The following is a 15,160-nucleotide window of genomic DNA, read 5'->3' on the forward strand; positions in this document are numbered from 1 at the left end:
TTTTATGCATGTCGTCGTCTCAAAACCGGGGCCACCCCGAGCGACATGCATCAGGCGACCCGGCGCAATTCTGGACGCTGAACAACCAACACATGCCTTTGATCACGCTGCAAACCCTGCCGGATTATGCCCGCCATGTGCTGGCGGCCGCGGAAAGCGCCGCCGCATTCTATCCCGTTACCGCCAGCGTGCGGTTGCCGGGGCTGGACCTGAGTGTCCATCTCGACAATGGCACGCTGGCAGATACCATCGGCCATGCCTTCATACCGGCTCCGGGCAATCCGTCTGCATCTGACGGCTGCCGCATTTTCGTCGCCCACCGGGGCATCGATGGCGTCCCCGCCCCGGCCACCTGGGGCCGAGGCGATTACAACCATCATGCCTTTGCCAACCGGCTGGAAGAGGCCGGATTGCGCGGCAGCTACTATCATGACCTCGACTTCTGGCAGTTCCATGATCCGCAACGCCATGTCGGGGCGCAGCTGATGATGTCGGCCGACGCCTTTCCGCCATGGGAACAAGGGGCGCCGCTGCGCGCCTTCCTGCATTGGGAATATGCGGCGCGCGGCATGCGGCTCACCCATGCCGGCACGCTGGGCATCGATGGCAAGGGCGTCCTGCTGGCGGGCTCCGGCGGTGCCGGCAAATCGGGAACGGTCGTCGCCGGCCTGCTCAATGGGCTCGATAGCGTCGGCGACGACTATGTGCTGATCGACCGGACCGAGGGGGTGACGGCCTATCCGCTGTTTGCCACGCTCAAGCAGGATCCGGAGGGCTTCAGGCGGCTGAAGCTGGAGGGTCGGCTAAAGTCGTACCAACCGCTGAACTGGCAAGGCAAGCATGCCTTTCACATCGACGAGATCGCGCCTCGACCAACTCCTGCAAGTCTGGACATTATTGCTTTGATAGTGCCCCATATCAGGGGAGGTGCGAGAAGCTCGGTCATGCCCATATCGCGCAAGGATGCCATGATCGCCTTGGCCCCGTCAGGAATCGTGCAGATGCCGGGGGAGCGGGAAGCGGGCTTTCGCTTTTTCAGCGAGCTTACCCGCGACCTGCCATGCTACCGGCTGTCGCTGGGGACCGAGCCGCGCGAGATCGCCGGCACGATTGCGGATTTTGTCCTTCGGGGCGCTGCATGAAGTTGAGCATCATTGTGCCGGTCTACAATCGGGAGATCTATGTCGTTTCGACGTTGCGGTCCCTGCTCAGGCAACGCGACGATGCCGATCTCGATATCATCCTTGTCGACGACGGCTCGACCGACAGCTCCGTTGAAGCCGTCCGCGCCATCATGCGAGAAGCGTCGTGCATCCGCCTGTTCCAGCAGGCCAACCAGGGCGTGGCCAACGCCCGCAACACAGGGCTGAAGCAGTTGCTGCCGCAAACCGAACTGGTGTCGTTCCTGGATTCGGACGACGTCTCGCCGGCTGGACGATTCAAGGCTGGCCTACCCCTGTTCGCGGCCGACCCTGCGCTCGAGCTGACCTACTCGCTGATGACGCGCGTCGATCTCATGGACGACGAAGCCCTGCAGCCGGCACGGGGCGGCGCAGGTCCCACCGTGCGCGGCGTCAGCCTTAGCGCCGGGATATTCCGCAGGGCACTCATCGACCGTACAGGTGCTTTCGACGAGGAGTTCCGGCAGGGCGAAGACGCCGACTATCTGCTGCGCATTTTCGAAACCAGCCCAAAGCACATTTTTCCCGACACCGTCGCGGTATACTACCGGCGCCACCCCGGCAATTTGACCAAGCAAAGGGATGTGGCGGTGCGCGAATATCTACGTGTAATTCAGAAATCCTTGCGGCGGCGCAAGGCCGATCCGTCGCGGCGCCCGGTCGAGGGGCTTTTCGAGATCAAGCGCCCGGCAGAGTGGTGAAAGAATGAACAGATCACAGCCTGGAATGCGTGCGTGAAGCTGAGCGTGATCATGCCGGTCTACAACCGCGAACGCCATGTCGGCTCGGCGCTGCGCTCGCTGCTGAGGCAGCGCGATGCCGCCGATCTCGACATCATCGTTATCGATGACGGTTCGACCGACAGTTCGGTGGCGGTCGTGCGCTCGCTGATCGCGGAGGCGCCGTGCATTCGCCTTTTCCAGCAGCAGAATGCCGGGGTGACGCGGGCACGCAACGCGGGCTTGCGGCAATTGCTGCCGCAGACCGGGCTGGTATCGTTTCTCGATTCCGACGACATTTCCCCGCCGGGCCGCTTCAAGGCGGATCTGGCCTGTTTCGACGCAGACCCCACCCTCGAGCTGACCTATTCGCGCATGACGCTGGTCGACGACATAGATGACGATACGCTGGAGCCGACAGCCGACAGCCACTCGGTGACGGTTCGCGGCATTCACCTGTCTCCCGCTATCTTCGTCCGGCGGTTGGTCGAACGCATCGGCAGCTTCGACGAGGATTTCCACCAGGCCGAGGACACCGACTATTTGCTGCGCACTTTCGAAAGCGGGCCGAAATTCACGATGCCCGACACTGTTGCGCTCTATTACCGGCGCCATCCCGGCAACATGACCAGGCAGGCCGATGTTCCTTTTCGCGAATTCATGCGCGCCGTCTACAAGTCGATGAAACGGCGCGAGGCCGACCGCTCCTTGCACCCTGTCGACGGCATCTTCGATTTCAAGGAACTTGCGAATTGGCGTTTCCTGTGATGGCCAGCTACGGCGTCGTCATTCCGGCCTTCAACGCGACCGCCACCATCGCCGAGACGCTGCGATCGGTCGCGGCCCAGACGGTCCAGCCCGACGCCATAATCGTCGTCGATGACGGCTCGACCGACGATACGGTCGCGGTGGTCAATGCGCTGGGCATGCCGGTGCAGGTGTTGCGCCAGGACAATGCCGGACCAGGCAGCGCCACCACCAGGGGCATCGCCGCGCTGGCGACGCCCTTCGTCGCCACGCTCGATGCGGACGATCTGTGGCTGCCGACCAAGATCGAAAGGCAGCTGGAGCATTTCGAGCGGTTTCCCGCGACGGCAGGAGTCTTTGCCCACTGGCGGACGTTTCGCGATGACAAGCCCGATGTGCAACAGGACGTGGCGGTGGCGGGCTGGTCGCGCACGACGATGATGATCCGCCGGGAGGTGGCCGAGGCCGTCGGTCCGATCATCGACCCGCAAGGCGGTCGCGGCGACATGGTCGACTGGATCGCCCGTGCCCGTGAGGCGGGCTTTGCGCTTGCCATGCTCGACGATGTCCTGACCTTGCGCCGCATCCGGCCCGACAGCATGTCCTATGGACGCGACCCCGTGCGCGACCGCGGTTATGTCGAAGTCGTAAGGCTGGCCATGCAAAGGCGAGCAGCGAAAAAGGCGAGCGCCGACTGATGGCCAATGCCATGCGCCGTATCGGCCGTCGGTTTCCGGACTACGGTTGGTCATGGCCAACTGGCGGACTCGACCAGCTGCTGAAGGCCGCATTGCTGCCCGATGAAGAAGCGGCAGGGCGTTACGCGGCGCGCTGGCTCGACGAGAACGATATCGACCATGTTGCCTTCCGAGAGCATCGGCTGCTGGCCGCGATCTCCGACAGGTTCGGCCGCAAGCTCGCTGGGCATCCGGCCTATCCACGTCTTGTCGGCCTGCAAAAGATGCTGTGGACCAAATCGCGGCTGGCTGCGCGCGAGGCCGAGCCGGCGCTACAGGCCATGATCGACGCCGGCTGCGCGGTGATGCTAATCAAAGGCGCCAGCCGGATCGCCGTTAACGCGTCGGCGCAGCGCGGCCGGGTGGCGCATGACATCGACATACTGGTGCGCCCGCAGGCCATGATTGCCGCCTTCGATGTGCTTAGCGAACGCGACTGGCAGATCGCCACCGGCGTCAGTCCGCAATATCTGCGCACCAGGCTGGCGTCCTTGCGTTCGATGAATTTTTTCAAGGGCAGTTTCGGCGACATCGACCTGCACCAGTTGGCCTATGACGGATCGCAGCAGAGCACCGAAGACGATCTGGCGGTCTGGCAGCGGGCCCTGTCGGCCGAATTCAATGGCGTCCGCGTGCTTGTGCCCTCGCCTGCCGACCGCATGACGCTTGCCATCGCGCATGGCGGCCTCGATGCCCACACCCACAGCGACTGGCTGGTCGACTGCGCCGTCGCCATCGAGGGCGACGAGGTCGACTGGGACGTGTTCGCCGACATCGTCGCCAAGCGGGGCCTCGCCGTAGCCGCGGCGGTGGCGCTGTCCTACCTCAGCCTGGAAATCGGCATTGCAGTGCCGCCGGCTGAACTGGCACGGACGGTTGCGAACGCCGATCACGCCGGCCTGTCGCGCTGGTCCTCGGTGCTGCAGGCCAAGCCGCGCACCGATTTCGGCGGTCTCGTCTGGCTGTCGCGCGGCTTTGCCAAGCAGTTGCGCCTGAAACGCAAGAAGGGCCGACTGCAGCATCCGACGCCTGCTGCCGTCTGGCGCGGCAGGCCGACATTGCGCAAGGTAAGAGCGACGCCGGAACCGTTCGCGCTTTCTCAGGCCCTGCCGCGTCCGGACAGGACTGGAGAGATGATGCTGGACGTCACCGTCAGGATCGTCGTTCCGCCAGTCCGCCGCCGCATCGAGATGGAAATCAATGCCGGCAGCGGTCACGTCGCCCGCTTGCGTTCCATGGTGATCAGCCGCGCCGGCGGCGGACGTGTGCTGCGCTTTCGCGGCAAGGTAACGGTGGACGACACCGGCCGGCCTCTGGTGATCGAGGCACGGCCATCGCGCCAGTTCCGCAACTGGGACAATGAGGCCGAAGTCGCCGCCTATGGCGCGCTGCCGTTCCAATTGCTGTCGGCAAGGTTTTCACCCGCCTGAGAGCGGGTCGCTGTCTCCATGAAACGGTGAACCACTGTGGCCCTCTCAGACGCCATAGCGCTCGGTGCGGATGATTTCCGCTGGTATGCCGGCGTCGATCAGCGCCCGGGCAGCCGCCGAGACGAAGGTGTTCGACCCGCAGACGAAGGCGAGCGCCGGCGGCCGCGGCAGCCGCGTGAGCGCCTGCATGACCATTGCCGTGTCGATGCGCCTCGAATAGTCGGACGGGCGCCGTGGCGCCTCGCGTGTCAGCGTCAGCACCAGCTCGAACCCGTCGCGGCCGTCGCCGAGGCCGATCAGCTCGTCGCGGAAGATCACCTCGTCCCAGACCCGCACCGAAAACATCAGCGCCACCGGCACCGCCGATTTGCGCAAGGTTCTATGCCGCACCATCGCCATCAGCGGCACCACGCCGGAGCCGCCGCCGACCAGAAGCAGCGGCCCGCCATCCCCATCGGACCAGACGAAATGGCCGCCGAGCGGCCCGCGCAGTTCGATCTCGTCACCGACCGCGGCGATGTCGTGGAAGAAGGGCGAGACTTCACCGTCGTCGAGCTTCTCGATCGCCAGCTCGATCGTGGCGCCGCTCTCCGGCGCCGAGGCGATGGAATAGGAGCGGCGCGCTTGGTAGCCGTCAGGCGCAGTCAGCCTGACATCGACATGCTGTCCGGCGCGATAGGCGAATGGCCGTGACAGCGCGAAAAAGAAACTGGTGACGCGTGGCGTCCGCTTTTCGATCCGGGTGATTTTCGCCGTCTGCCAGGGAGATTGCGGCGCTTCGCTCATGGATCGCCGCTATAGCGCTGCTCGCGCCACGGGTCGCCATAGATGTGATAACCGCGCAATTCCCAGAAGCCCGGCTCGTCGCGCTCGGTGAACTGCAGCCCGTTCAGCCATTTGGCCGATTTCCAGAAATAGAGATGCGGCACCAGGAGCCGCGCCGGGCCGCCATGGTCGGCAGTGATCGGCTTGCCTTCATAAAGCAGCGCCACCATCGCCTTCCCCGTGGTGAGATCCTTAGCCGGCACGTTGGTGGTGTAGCCGTCATAGCCATGCGCCAGCAGGAAGCCGGTCGGCGCTTCGATGCCGGCGTCGGCAAGAATGTCGTCGACCAGCACGCCTTGCCAGGCGGTATCGAACTTGGTCCAGGCGGTAACGCAATGGATGTCGCGCGTCATCTTGGTCAAGGGCAGCGCGTTGAACTCGGCCCAGTTCCATTTCTTGATCGGGCGTGGCCCGTGCTTGAGCGTGAACGACCAGTCCTCGGTGCGCACGCGCGGCGTCGGCCCCGCCGACAGCACCGGAAAGCCCTGTTCGAGATACTGACCGGGCGGAATGCGCGCATCGGTCTCCGTCGGAGGCTTTCGACCGGAGGAAAAACCGCGAGTGACCATCGGACCGTCCGTTTTAGCAGGCCATTGCCGGCCTGCCGTAATGTTCTCGAAGATGTCGCAGCGGGCAACAGGAATTTTGGCGACGCCGTGCGGCAGGCCTGTCGGTGGTCCGGCGAGCCTGCCATGATGTCTCAACCGGCGGCGAAGGATACGGCGACGAAGATTTGCGCGTCGCCGCGATCGACCAAAAGCAGCACCGACTTCCGGCCCGATCTGCCGGCCTCGGCGATCCCTGGTTGGCTTGCCGCGCATTCCGCACCGGCGACTGGTCGACGGCGACGATGACGTCGCCCGGCTGCAGGCCCGCATTGGCGGCTGCCTTGTCCGGATTGACGCGCTCGACCACGGCGCCACGCTGGTTCCGATCACAATGTCGTCAGCGGCCTTCGGTGCGCCTGAGATAGGTTGTGGCGATCTCGCGCATCCGGTTGCCGTCGAAGCTCGGCCCATGGCCGCCATGGCCGAGACGGACAGGCAGATCGAGGAGCCGCTGCATGGTACGGCGATAATCAGGCCGGGAGGAATCCGGCAAGTCGTCGATCAGCATGGAATCGTAGATGGCGTCGCCGGCAAAGAACAACCCGTCCGCCTCGTCGAACAAAGCGATCGAATCCGGCGAATGTCCGGGCAGATGCAGGACGCGGAACTGCTGGTCGCCGAGGTCGACGATGTCGCCCTCGTCCAGCGTGCGCGTCAGCGGCGCCGGCGGAATCTTGTAGTCGGCCGCCGTCCAGCCCGGCGCCGGCAATTTCGAAACGGCGCCGTCGAGATTGTTGAACATGTAGGCGTAGGTCACTGCCTCATTCATGGTCTCGAAATGCTCGGCACTGTGCCGCGGCCCGGCGCGCAGCGGAAACTCGTGCAGCGAGCCGACATGGTCGAGATGGATGTGGGTGGCGACAACGATGAGCGGCTTGCCCTCGGGCGTGTCGATCTCAGGCGCCAGCGGGCAGATGCCCATGCCGGTGTCGACCAGCAGGTCGGCGTCGCGTCCCCTGAAATGCCAGATGTTGGCGCGCACGAAATCATGCACGAACGGCTCGGTCAGCATCGTCGTGCGGTCGTCGATGATCGTCTTGCCGAACCAGTCGCCGACAACGCGCTCGCCACCAAAACGGGTGCCGCCAAAACGGCCGCCCATCAGACGAAGGGCTTTCCCACCTTGTATTTTTCCGGCACCAGCCGCTTCAGGTAAGCCATGCCCGCTTCCGACAGCTGGTTGACATCGGGCTTCATGAAATCGTCGGGCATATGGCGCGTCTTGCCGGCGACGTTCTTCAGCGGCACCTTCTTCAGCACGGTTTTCGTGCCGTCATATTGCAGCGCCACCGAGCCACCGCCTTCGCCGGCAACGGCAACCGCGAAGGCGCCGGCGTCGAAAGCCTCCCGCGCGTCGACGGCGCTGATCGCGCCGACATAGCCGCGCGGCATGTAGCCAAGCGCATCGACGCGGGCGCGCTTGCCCGGCAGGCCTTCGGCGAGCGCACGTTCCAGAGCTGACGGCAGGTCGCTGCCCGACAGTTTGACGTTGCCATGCGCGTCGCGCTCGAGCTTGTCCGGCGGCACCAGGCTTTCGACCAGCGCCTTGCCGTCGGCGGTGCTGACACCTTCGGAGACGGCGACGATGCAGCGCTTGTGGCGGTCGAGCGTGGAGCGCACGTCGTCGATGAAACCGGCGGCGGAGAATGGCCGTTCCGGCACGTAGACCAGATGCGGGCCGCTGTCGGGATCGAGCTGCCAGGCTGCAGCCGCCGCGGTGAGGAAGCCGGCATGCCGGCCCATGACGATGCCGACATAGATGCCGGGCAATGCGCGGAAATCGAGATCGACGGACAGGAAGGCGCCGGCGACGAATTCGGCCGCCGAGATGAAGCCCGGCGTGTGGTCGTTTTCCTCGAGGTCGTTGTCGATGGTTTTTGGCGCATGGACGAAAGCAATGCTGCCGCCGGCGGCGTCGGTCAGAATCTGCTGCGTGCCCGACGTGTCGTTGCCACCGATGTAGATGAAAGCGTCGGCGCCGGCCTTCTTCAACCCGTTGAGGATGACTTCGCAATAGGCAGCGTCGGGCTTGTCGCGTGTCGAGCCGAGCGCGGCACTCGGCGTGCCGGCGATCAGCCGCAGCCGGTCCTCGGGGATGGCGGAGAGGTCGACATAGTTGCCGTCACGAATGCCGCGCACGCCGTGGAGCGAGCCCAGCACCTTGGCGCCGGGATGGCGCTTGCGGACTTCCAGCGTGGCCCCGACAACCGTCTGGTTGATGACGGCGGTCGGGCCGCCGCCCTGTGCGATGACAAACGTTCCAGCCATGCTCGATCTCTCCCGGCGCTGTGGTTTTCAAGGCACCTTGGCCTAGCTTGCCGCATCGCGCAACGGGAGTTTCCAGCGGCGCCAAACCGCCGCACAGGATCAGACGACCACGACCGGGTTCTTCTTGGAAACGCGGCTGTAGAGGTCGATGATATCCTGGTTGATCAGGCGCACGCAGCCCGACGACATCGCCTGGCCGATGCTCGCCCATTCCGGCGAACCGTGTATGCGGTAGCCGGTGTCCTTGCCGTCCTGGTAGATGTAGAGGGCGCGTGCGCCGAGCGGGTTGGTGAGGCCACCGGGCTGGCCGTTTTGCCATTTCACCAGTTCCGGCTTGCGCTGGATCATCTCCGGCGGCGGCGTCCAGGTCGGCCATTCCTTGCCGTACTGGATGTTGGCGCGGCCGGACCAGCGGAAGCCGTCCTTGCCGATGCCGACGCCGTAGCGGATGGCGTCGCCGCCCTCCTGCACCAGATAGAGCTTTCGCTCCTGCAGATGGACGACAATCGTGCCGGGCGCCTCGCCGGTCTCGTTGACGACGATCTGGCGGCGGAACTCCGGCTTGACCTTCTGATAGGGCACCGCCGGCACTTCGAAGCCGCCATCGTTGAGCGAAGCGTACATGACATCGGGGCCGGTGACGTTCTTGTCGACGCTGATCGCCGGACGGATCGGCCGCACCGAGCCGGTGACCGTGTCATCCAGCTGGAATTGCGGCAGCTCGAGCGTCGAAGTGCTGCAGCCGGCCATGCCGAGCAGCGTCATGGCGCCGGCCCCTGACAGGACGAAGCGGCGGGAATAGAGATGTTCGGTCTCGTTTGCGTCGCCATTTGCTGGCGGCGTCACATTCTGCGGCAACTCACGCATGCACCCAAACCCTACGCTGTCGGCGGGAAACACGGTCCGGCCGGATAGCAGGCAGTTTCGCCAAACATGGTTGAAAAAGGGTGAAGGCCCAACGACCGGTCTTAAGCCTGTGCCGCCAATAGCCGCAGCGATCTGGCGAAATGGTCCGCCGTGCATTTTTGGGAGAGGGCTCTTTACATTCCTCCGCACACGAGGATTTATCCTTTTCTTTGCGCTCAAGGAGACAAAGATGTCGTTCGAAAACTGGGCCGCCTTCGCCGCCGCCTCCACCGTTCTGCTCATCATTCCCGGCCCGACCATTCTTCTGGTCGTGTCCTATGCGCTGGGCCAGGGCTGGCGCACCGCCTTGCCGATGGCCGTCGGCGTGGCGCTGGGCGACTTCACCGCCATGACCCTGTCGATGCTGGGCATCGGCGCGCTGCTGGCCGCGTCGGCGACCGTGTTCACCATTCTGAAGCTGATCGGCGCCTGCTATCTGATCTATCTCGGGGTAAAACTGTTTCGCGCCGGCGGCGCGCTCAAAGCCGAACCACGCACAGATGCCGTCTCGGCCGCCAAGATGATGGCGCACGCCTGGCTGGTCACCGCACTCAACCCGAAGAGCATCACCTTCTTCGTCGCCTTCCTGCCGCAGTTCCTCAACCGGGAAGCCGATTTCTGGACACAGATGCTGATCTTCGAAGCGACCTTCCTGGCGCTCGCCTTCGCCAATGCCTTCGGCTACGCGCTGATCGCGGCGCGCGCCCGCAACGTAGTACGCAACCCCAAGGCGATCCGCATCTTCAACCGCACCGGCGGCACGCTGCTGGTCGGCGCCGGGATCGCCACGGTGGCGATGCGCTCGGGCAATTAGGAACTGCGGAGCATCAGGGCCGATATGGCAGTAAGAGATCCATTCGGCCTAATGTTTTCGGGCGCGACCGAGGCCGGGTTTTCACCCTACAGCCAGGCCGTGCATGAATTGCAATGCTTCGTCGGCGACCCGGTCGGCTCCGTTGACCGCGCCATATCGGCGGATCCCGGTTTCGTCATGGCGCATGTCTTCAAGGGGTATCTGTTCGGCCTCGCCACCGAACGCGAGGCAACGGCGGTCGCCCAGGAATGCCATGCTGCGGCACTGCCGCTTGCCGCGACGCCGCGCGAACAGGCGCATGTGGCGGCCCTTGGCCACCTTGCCGAGGGACGCTGGCATGACGCCGCGCGCCTGCTCGAAGATATCGCCATCGACAACCCGCTCGACGCGGTGGCGTTGCAGGTCGGCCACCAGATCGACTTCTTCACCGGCAATGCCCGCATGCTGCGCGACCGTATCGGCCGCGCGCTACCGTCCTGGCAGAGCGGCATGCCAGGTTATCACGCCATTATCGGTATGCAGGCCTTCGGTCTCGAGGAGATGGGCGACTATGTCAGAGCCGAAAGTTTCGGCCGACAGGCGATCGAGATCGAGCCGCGAGACGGCTGGGCGCAGCATGCGGTCGCCCATGTCATGGAGATGCAGAGCCGGCAACGGGACGGCATCGCCTGGATGCGCGCCGACCCCGAGGCGTGGACGAAGGAAAGCTTCCTGCAGGTGCATAATTGGTGGCATCTGGCGCTGTTCCACTACGATCTCGGCGAGACCGACGAGGTGCTCAAGCTCTATGACGGGCCGATCTATGGCGAGCGTTCGACGCTGGCGCTGAACATGGTCGACGCCTCTGCGATCCTGTGGCGGCTTTATCTCGGCGGTGTCGATGTCGGCGACCGCTGGGCAGCGCTCGCTGCCAACTGGGCGCCGAAGGCTGGAGCCGGCAATTACGCCTTCAACGATGCGCATGCGATGATGGCATTCGTCGGCGCCGGTCTCGAAGCGCCGGTCAAGATCTTGCTCGAAGCCCAGCACGAGGCGATGCGCGGCAGCGACGACAACGCCGCCTTTACCCGGGATGTCGGCCAGCCACTGACGGAAGGCATCAAGGCATTCGGCGAGGGCAATTACAGCGAAGCGGTGCGCCTGATCCGACCGATCCGCGCCATTGCCCATCGCTTTGGCGGCAGCCACGCCCAGCGCGATGTGATTGATCTCACGCTGATCGAGGCGGCGTTGCGCGCCGACGACACGGCGCTTGCCTGGGCGTTGACGGCCGAGCGCGCACTGGTCCGGCCGGACAGTCCGCTGTCGGCGCTGTTTTCGCAACGCGCCGCCAATTTGTCAGAGAATTGACCCGCGGCGGATCTTGTTTTAAAAACTGGCAAGCCAGATTTTTTCGAGACCCGAAAAAATTAATGGCAATGGGAGGAATGCATGTATCTCGGCCTCGATCTCGGCACGTCGGGCGTCAAGGCGCTGTTGATCGATGCCGGGCAGAAGATCATCGGCTCCGGCCATGCTTCGCTTGACGTATCGCGGCCGCATCCCGGCTGGTCCGAACAAAACCCCGCCGACTGGATCCGCGCCTGCGAGACGGCCATCGCCGAGCTGAAAACCTCGCACCCGAAAGAGCTTGCCGCGGTCAAGGGCATCGGCCTTTCCGGCCATATGCATGGCGCCACCTTGCTAGATGCCGGCGACCAGGTGCTGCGCCCCTGCATCCTGTGGAACGATACGCGCAGTCACGCCGAGGCCGCGGCGCTCGATGCCGACCCGCACTTTCGCCAACTCACCGGCAACATCGTCTTCCCCGGTTTCACGGCGCCGAAACTCGCCTGGGTGAAGAACAACGAGCCCGCGGTTTTCGCCAAGGTTGCAAAAGTGCTTTTGCCGAAGGATTACCTTCGGTTCTGGCTGACCGGCGAGCATATCTCAGAAATGTCGGACTCCGCCGGCACCTCCTGGCTAGATGTCGGCAAGCGGCGCTGGTCCCCCGAATTGCTTGCGGCGACATCGCTCGACGAAAGGCAGATGCCGTCGCTGGTCGAAGGCACGGAGAAGGCCGGAGCCTTGCGCGCCGAACTGGCCGCCAACTGGGGCATAGCATCAGGCGTCCCGGTGGCCGGTGGCGCGGGCGACAATGCGGCTTCAGCCTGCGGCATGGGCACGGTCGGCGCCGGCCACGCTTTTGTGTCGCTGGGCACATCTGGCGTGCTGTTTGCCGCCAACGCTTCCTACCTGCCCAATCCGGCCAGTGCGGTCCACACCTTCTGCCATGCCCTGCCCAACACCTGGCACCAGATGGGGGTCATCCTGTCTGCGACCGACTCGCTGAACTGGCTGTCGGAGATTTCAGGCAAGAAGGCCGGCGAATTGACCGCCGAACTTGGCGATGTGCTGAAAGCGCCGAGCGGGGTGTCGTTCCTGCCCTATCTCTCGGGCGAGCGCACGCCGCACAATGATTCCGCCATTCGTGGGTCCTTCACCGGACTGGCGCATGAGTCGAGCCGCGCGGTGCTGACGCAAGCCGTGCTCGAGGGCGTTGCCTTCGCATTCCGCGACAGTCTCGAAGCCCTGAAGACCGCCGGCACGATCTTGACACGGGTGACCGCGATCGGCGGCGGCTCGCGCTCGCGCTACTGGCTGAAGACGATCGCCACGGCGCTGCAGGTGCCGGTGGACATTCCGGCCGACGGCGATTTCGGCGCGGCGTTTGGGGCGGCAAGGCTTGGGCTGATCGCTGCAATCGGAGCCGATCCGCTGGCGGTGTGTACGGCGCCGAGGACGGATGCGACGATCGAACCGGATGTCCCGCTTGGCGGGGCGTATGCCGATGCGTACCAGCGCTACCGGGCGCTATACCCGGCGATCAAAGGCGTGACCGCGTGAGTCGGCGCGAGGCACCCCCCTCTGCCCTGCCGGGCATCTCCCCCGCAAGGGGGGAGATCGGCAGCGTCGGCGGGTATGCCAGTCTTGTAAGGTGGGTGATTAGCGAAGGCGTGGATGCCAGCCAATCTCCCCCCTTGCGGGGGAGATGCCCGGCAGGGCAGAGGGGGGTGTCTCGCGCCACCCTTAATCGATCACTGCGCCGGCACCTTGTCGAGAAACCCGGTGACGCTCTTCAGGCGCCCATTTTCGATAACACCGATATCGGTGCCTTCGATAACCGACGGCACGCCTTCCGGCCCAAGATTCCACGAGAAGCGGATGCGGTCGCCAAACCCGTCCGGCTGGCCCTTCAGCGAGAACCGGAAGCCGGCGAAGCGCTGCTGTACACCGTCGATCAGCTTGGCAACGCCGGCATGGCCGTCGCCCTGCATGAGCGGATCGCGGTAGCTGACGTCTTCGGTGAAGGTGGCCTTGAGCAGTTCGGCGCGGCGATCCGCATCGGCCTCGTTCCAGGCGGTGATGTAGTTCTGGGCGATCGTGTTGAGGTCGGTCATGGTCTGTCTCCTTCGTTGAGTGGCTTTGACACGAGGCTTTTCACCCCGAGCGAGAGCGAAACCAATTACGCCTGAGGTAATCAGGCGCGATTATTCGGAGAGGACAAAAAAGATGAGCAGCGGATTTTTCGGCGACATCAAAGCGATCAAGTATGAGGGGCCGGATTCGACCAATCCGCTGGCCTACCGCTTCTACAATCCCGACGAGGTGGTGGCCGGCAAACGGCTGGAAGACCATCTGCGCTTCGCCGTCGCCTACTGGCATTCTTTCGCCTGGCCGGGCGGCGATCCCTTTGGCGGCCAGACCTTCGACCGGCCCTGGTTTCCCAAGGCTGGCGGCGTCGACACGATGGAACTGGCCAAGCTGAAAGCCGACGTCGCCTTCGAGATGTTCTCGCTGCTCGGCGCGCCCTATTTCTGCTTCCACGACGCCGACGTGCGGCCGGAAGGCAAGGATTTCTCCGAAAGTGCCGCGCGGCTCGACGAGATCGCCGACTATTTTGCCGCCAAGATGAAGAAGACCGGCGTCAAACTGCTCTGGGGCACGGCCAACCTGTTCTCCAACCGCCGCTTCATGTCGGGCGCCGCCACCAATCCCGATCCGGATGTCTTCGCCTATGCGGCGGCGACGGTGAAAAGCTGCATCGACGTCACGAAGCGGCTGAAGGGCGAGAATTATGTACTGTGGGGCGGGCGCGAGGGCTATGAAACGCTGCTCAACACTGATCTTGCTCGCGAGCAGGAGCAGGCCGGGCGCTTCCTCAGTCTCGTCGTCGACTACAAGCACAAGATCGGCTTCAAAGGCACGATCCTGATCGAGCCGAAGCCGCAGGAGCCGACCAAGCATCAGTACGACTACGACGTCGCCACGGTCTACGGTTTCCTCAAGCGCTTCGGGCTGGAGAAGGAAGTGAAGCTGAACATCGAGCAGGGCCACGCGATTCTTGCCGGCCATTCCTTCGAGCACGAGCTGGCGCTGGCCAATGCGCTCGGCGTCTTCGGCTCGATCGACATGAACCGCAACGACTACCAGTCGGGCTGGGACACCGACCAGTTCCCCAACAATGTGCCGGAGATGGCGCTGGCCTATTACCAGGTGTTGCAGGCCGGCGGCTTCAAGACCGGCGGCACCAATTTCGACGCCAAGCTGCGCCGCCAGTCGCTCGACCCGCAGGACCTGCTGATCGGCCATATCGGCGGCATGGATTCCTGCGCACGAGGTCTCAAGGCAGCCGCCAAGATGGTCGAGGACAAGGCGCTGTCGGGTCCGCTGGCCGAGCGCTATGCCGGTTGGAACACGGCCGAGGGCAAGGCGATGCTGTCGGGCAAGCGCTCGCTGGAAGACATCGCCGAGCGCGTGGTGAAGAAGAAGATCGAGCCGCAGCCACGCTCCGGCCGCCAGGAGTTGCTGGAAAACATCGTCAACCGCTACGTCTGAGGGCGGAAAGCCGATTCGTTGTGCTCAAGGGTGGCTGGATAACATTC

15 protein-coding genes and 1 pseudogene are annotated in these 15,160 nt (G+C 64.3%); 9 read left to right on the top strand and 7 right to left on the bottom strand.

Annotated elements, in window-relative coordinates; genetic code table 11:
• Positions 1–92 precede the first annotated feature (92 nt).
• The 5 genes from X750_RS161625 to X750_RS161605 are packed head-to-tail and all read left to right on the top strand — an operon-like array spanning position 93 to position 4,814.
• Positions 93–1,142 (top strand): hypothetical protein, encoded by a 1,050-nt coding sequence (locus X750_RS161625; protein WP_023746585.1) that lies wholly within the window; start codon positions 93–95, stop codon positions 1,140–1,142.
• On the top strand, positions 1,139–1,882 hold the full coding sequence (locus tag X750_RS161620) for a glycosyltransferase family A protein (RefSeq protein ID WP_023746586.1): 744 nt from the start codon (positions 1,139–1,141) through the stop codon (positions 1,880–1,882). The genes X750_RS161625 and X750_RS161620 overlap by 4 nt, the downstream gene beginning before the upstream one ends.
• Positions 1,883–1,915: 33 nt before the next feature.
• The gene (locus X750_RS161615; RefSeq protein WP_023684291.1) at positions 1,916–2,668 is read left to right on the top strand and encodes a glycosyltransferase; all 753 of its coding nucleotides are present in this window, start codon (positions 1,916–1,918) and stop codon (positions 2,666–2,668) included.
• Positions 2,653–3,345, top strand: a complete 693-nt coding sequence (locus tag X750_RS161610) for a glycosyltransferase family A protein (protein ID WP_245260725.1) — start codon at positions 2,653–2,655, stop codon at positions 3,343–3,345. Before X750_RS161615 ends, X750_RS161610 begins: the two co-directional genes overlap by 16 nt.
• Positions 3,345–4,814, top strand: coding sequence for a nucleotidyltransferase family protein (locus X750_RS161605; RefSeq protein WP_023746587.1), 1,470 nt, complete (start codon positions 3,345–3,347; stop codon positions 4,812–4,814). Before X750_RS161610 ends, X750_RS161605 begins: the two co-directional genes overlap by 1 nt.
• 45 nt (positions 4,815–4,859) lie before the next feature.
• Here X750_RS161605 and X750_RS161600 read toward each other — a convergent pair whose 3' ends face one another.
• The 6 genes and pseudogenes from X750_RS161600 to X750_RS161575 form a co-directional block, all read right to left on the bottom strand.
• Positions 4,860–5,600 (bottom strand): FAD-binding oxidoreductase, encoded by a 741-nt coding sequence (locus tag X750_RS161600; RefSeq protein ID WP_023746588.1) that lies wholly within the window; start codon positions 5,598–5,600, stop codon positions 4,860–4,862.
• Positions 5,597–6,208: a molybdopterin-dependent oxidoreductase gene (locus X750_RS161595; RefSeq protein WP_023746589.1), complete on the bottom strand. Its 612-nt coding sequence runs from the start codon at positions 6,206–6,208 to the stop codon at positions 5,597–5,599. The genes X750_RS161600 and X750_RS161595 overlap by 4 nt, the downstream gene beginning before the upstream one ends.
• Before the next feature lie 131 nt (positions 6,209–6,339).
• Positions 6,340–6,569: pseudogene (locus X750_RS1000000163985) on the bottom strand (PDZ domain-containing protein); the annotation flags it as partial.
• 15 nt (positions 6,570–6,584) lie between these two features.
• Entirely contained in the window at positions 6,585–7,349 is a 765-nt protein-coding gene (locus tag X750_RS161585; RefSeq protein WP_050588743.1) for an MBL fold metallo-hydrolase, read from the bottom strand.
• On the bottom strand, positions 7,349–8,515 hold the full coding sequence (locus tag X750_RS161580; protein ID WP_023746592.1) for a diphosphate--fructose-6-phosphate 1-phosphotransferase: 1,167 nt from the start codon (positions 8,513–8,515) through the stop codon (positions 7,349–7,351). The genes X750_RS161585 and X750_RS161580 overlap by 1 nt, the downstream gene beginning before the upstream one ends.
• A 99-nt stretch (positions 8,516–8,614) precedes the next feature.
• Positions 8,615–9,382: a L,D-transpeptidase gene (locus X750_RS161575; protein ID WP_023668871.1), complete on the bottom strand. Its 768-nt coding sequence runs from the start codon at positions 9,380–9,382 to the stop codon at positions 8,615–8,617.
• Between the two features lie 229 nt (positions 9,383–9,611).
• Between X750_RS161575 and X750_RS161570 the strand changes: the two genes are divergently transcribed.
• The 3 genes from X750_RS161570 (at position 9,612) to xylB (ending at position 13,121) form a co-directional block, all read left to right on the top strand.
• A complete protein-coding gene (locus X750_RS161570; RefSeq protein ID WP_023696914.1) occupies positions 9,612–10,235 on the top strand; it encodes a LysE family translocator in 624 nt (207 codons plus the stop codon).
• Positions 10,236–10,259: 24 nt separating this feature from the next.
• Positions 10,260–11,585 (top strand): tetratricopeptide repeat protein, encoded by a 1,326-nt coding sequence (locus tag X750_RS161565; RefSeq protein WP_023746593.1) that lies wholly within the window; start codon positions 10,260–10,262, stop codon positions 11,583–11,585.
• A gap of 81 nt (positions 11,586–11,666) precedes the next feature.
• Positions 11,667–13,121 carry a xylulokinase gene (gene xylB / locus X750_RS161560; RefSeq protein ID WP_023746594.1) on the top strand — a complete coding sequence of 485 codons (1,455 nt, stop codon included), beginning with the start codon at positions 11,667–11,669 and terminating at the stop codon, positions 13,119–13,121.
• Between the two features lie 191 nt (positions 13,122–13,312).
• On the opposite strand, the gene X750_RS161555 is transcribed toward xylB, so the two are convergent.
• Positions 13,313–13,675, bottom strand: coding sequence for a nuclear transport factor 2 family protein (locus tag X750_RS161555; protein WP_023715528.1), 363 nt, complete (start codon positions 13,673–13,675; stop codon positions 13,313–13,315).
• Positions 13,676–13,787: 112 nt separating this feature from the next.
• On the opposite strand from X750_RS161555, the gene xylA reads away from it, so the two are divergent.
• Positions 13,788–15,113 carry a xylose isomerase gene (gene xylA / locus X750_RS161550; protein WP_023684279.1) on the top strand — a complete coding sequence of 442 codons (1,326 nt, stop codon included), beginning with the start codon at positions 13,788–13,790 and terminating at the stop codon, positions 15,111–15,113.
• The last annotated feature ends 47 nt before the right edge of the window (positions 15,114–15,160 follow it).

The organism is Mesorhizobium sp. LNJC391B00 (assembly GCF_000502535.1).
GTDB lineage: Bacteria > Pseudomonadota > Alphaproteobacteria > Rhizobiales > Rhizobiaceae > Mesorhizobium.

Bases quoted from the DNA above. Each gene is read 5' to 3' on its own strand.
- X750_RS161625 (WP_023746585.1), top strand. From the start codon at position 93: ATGCCTTTGATCACGCTGCAAACCCTGCCGGATTATGCCCGCCATGTG.
- X750_RS161620 (WP_023746586.1), top strand. From the start codon at position 1,139: ATGAAGTTGAGCATCATTGTGCCGGTCTACAATCGGGAGATCTATGTC.
- X750_RS161605 (WP_023746587.1), top strand. From the start codon at position 3,345: ATGGCCAATGCCATGCGCCGTATCGGCCGTCGGTTTCCGGACTACGGT.
- X750_RS161600 (WP_023746588.1), bottom strand. From the start codon at position 5,600: ATGAGCGAAGCGCCGCAATCTCCCTGGCAGACGGCGAAAATCACCCGG.
- X750_RS161595 (WP_023746589.1), bottom strand. From the start codon at position 6,208: ATGGTCACTCGCGGTTTTTCCTCCGGTCGAAAGCCTCCGACGGAGACC.
- X750_RS161585 (WP_050588743.1), bottom strand. From the start codon at position 7,349: ATGGGCGGCCGTTTTGGCGGCACCCGTTTTGGTGGCGAGCGCGTTGTC.
- X750_RS161580 (WP_023746592.1), bottom strand. From the start codon at position 8,515: ATGGCTGGAACGTTTGTCATCGCACAGGGCGGCGGCCCGACCGCCGTC.
- X750_RS161575 (WP_023668871.1), bottom strand. From the start codon at position 9,382: ATGCGTGAGTTGCCGCAGAATGTGACGCCGCCAGCAAATGGCGACGCA.
- X750_RS161570 (WP_023696914.1), top strand. From the start codon at position 9,612: ATGTCGTTCGAAAACTGGGCCGCCTTCGCCGCCGCCTCCACCGTTCTG.
- X750_RS161565 (WP_023746593.1), top strand. From the start codon at position 10,260: ATGGCAGTAAGAGATCCATTCGGCCTAATGTTTTCGGGCGCGACCGAG.
- xylB (WP_023746594.1), top strand. From the start codon at position 11,667: ATGTATCTCGGCCTCGATCTCGGCACGTCGGGCGTCAAGGCGCTGTTG.
- X750_RS161555 (WP_023715528.1), bottom strand. From the start codon at position 13,675: ATGACCGACCTCAACACGATCGCCCAGAACTACATCACCGCCTGGAAC.
- xylA (WP_023684279.1), top strand. From the start codon at position 13,788: ATGAGCAGCGGATTTTTCGGCGACATCAAAGCGATCAAGTATGAGGGG.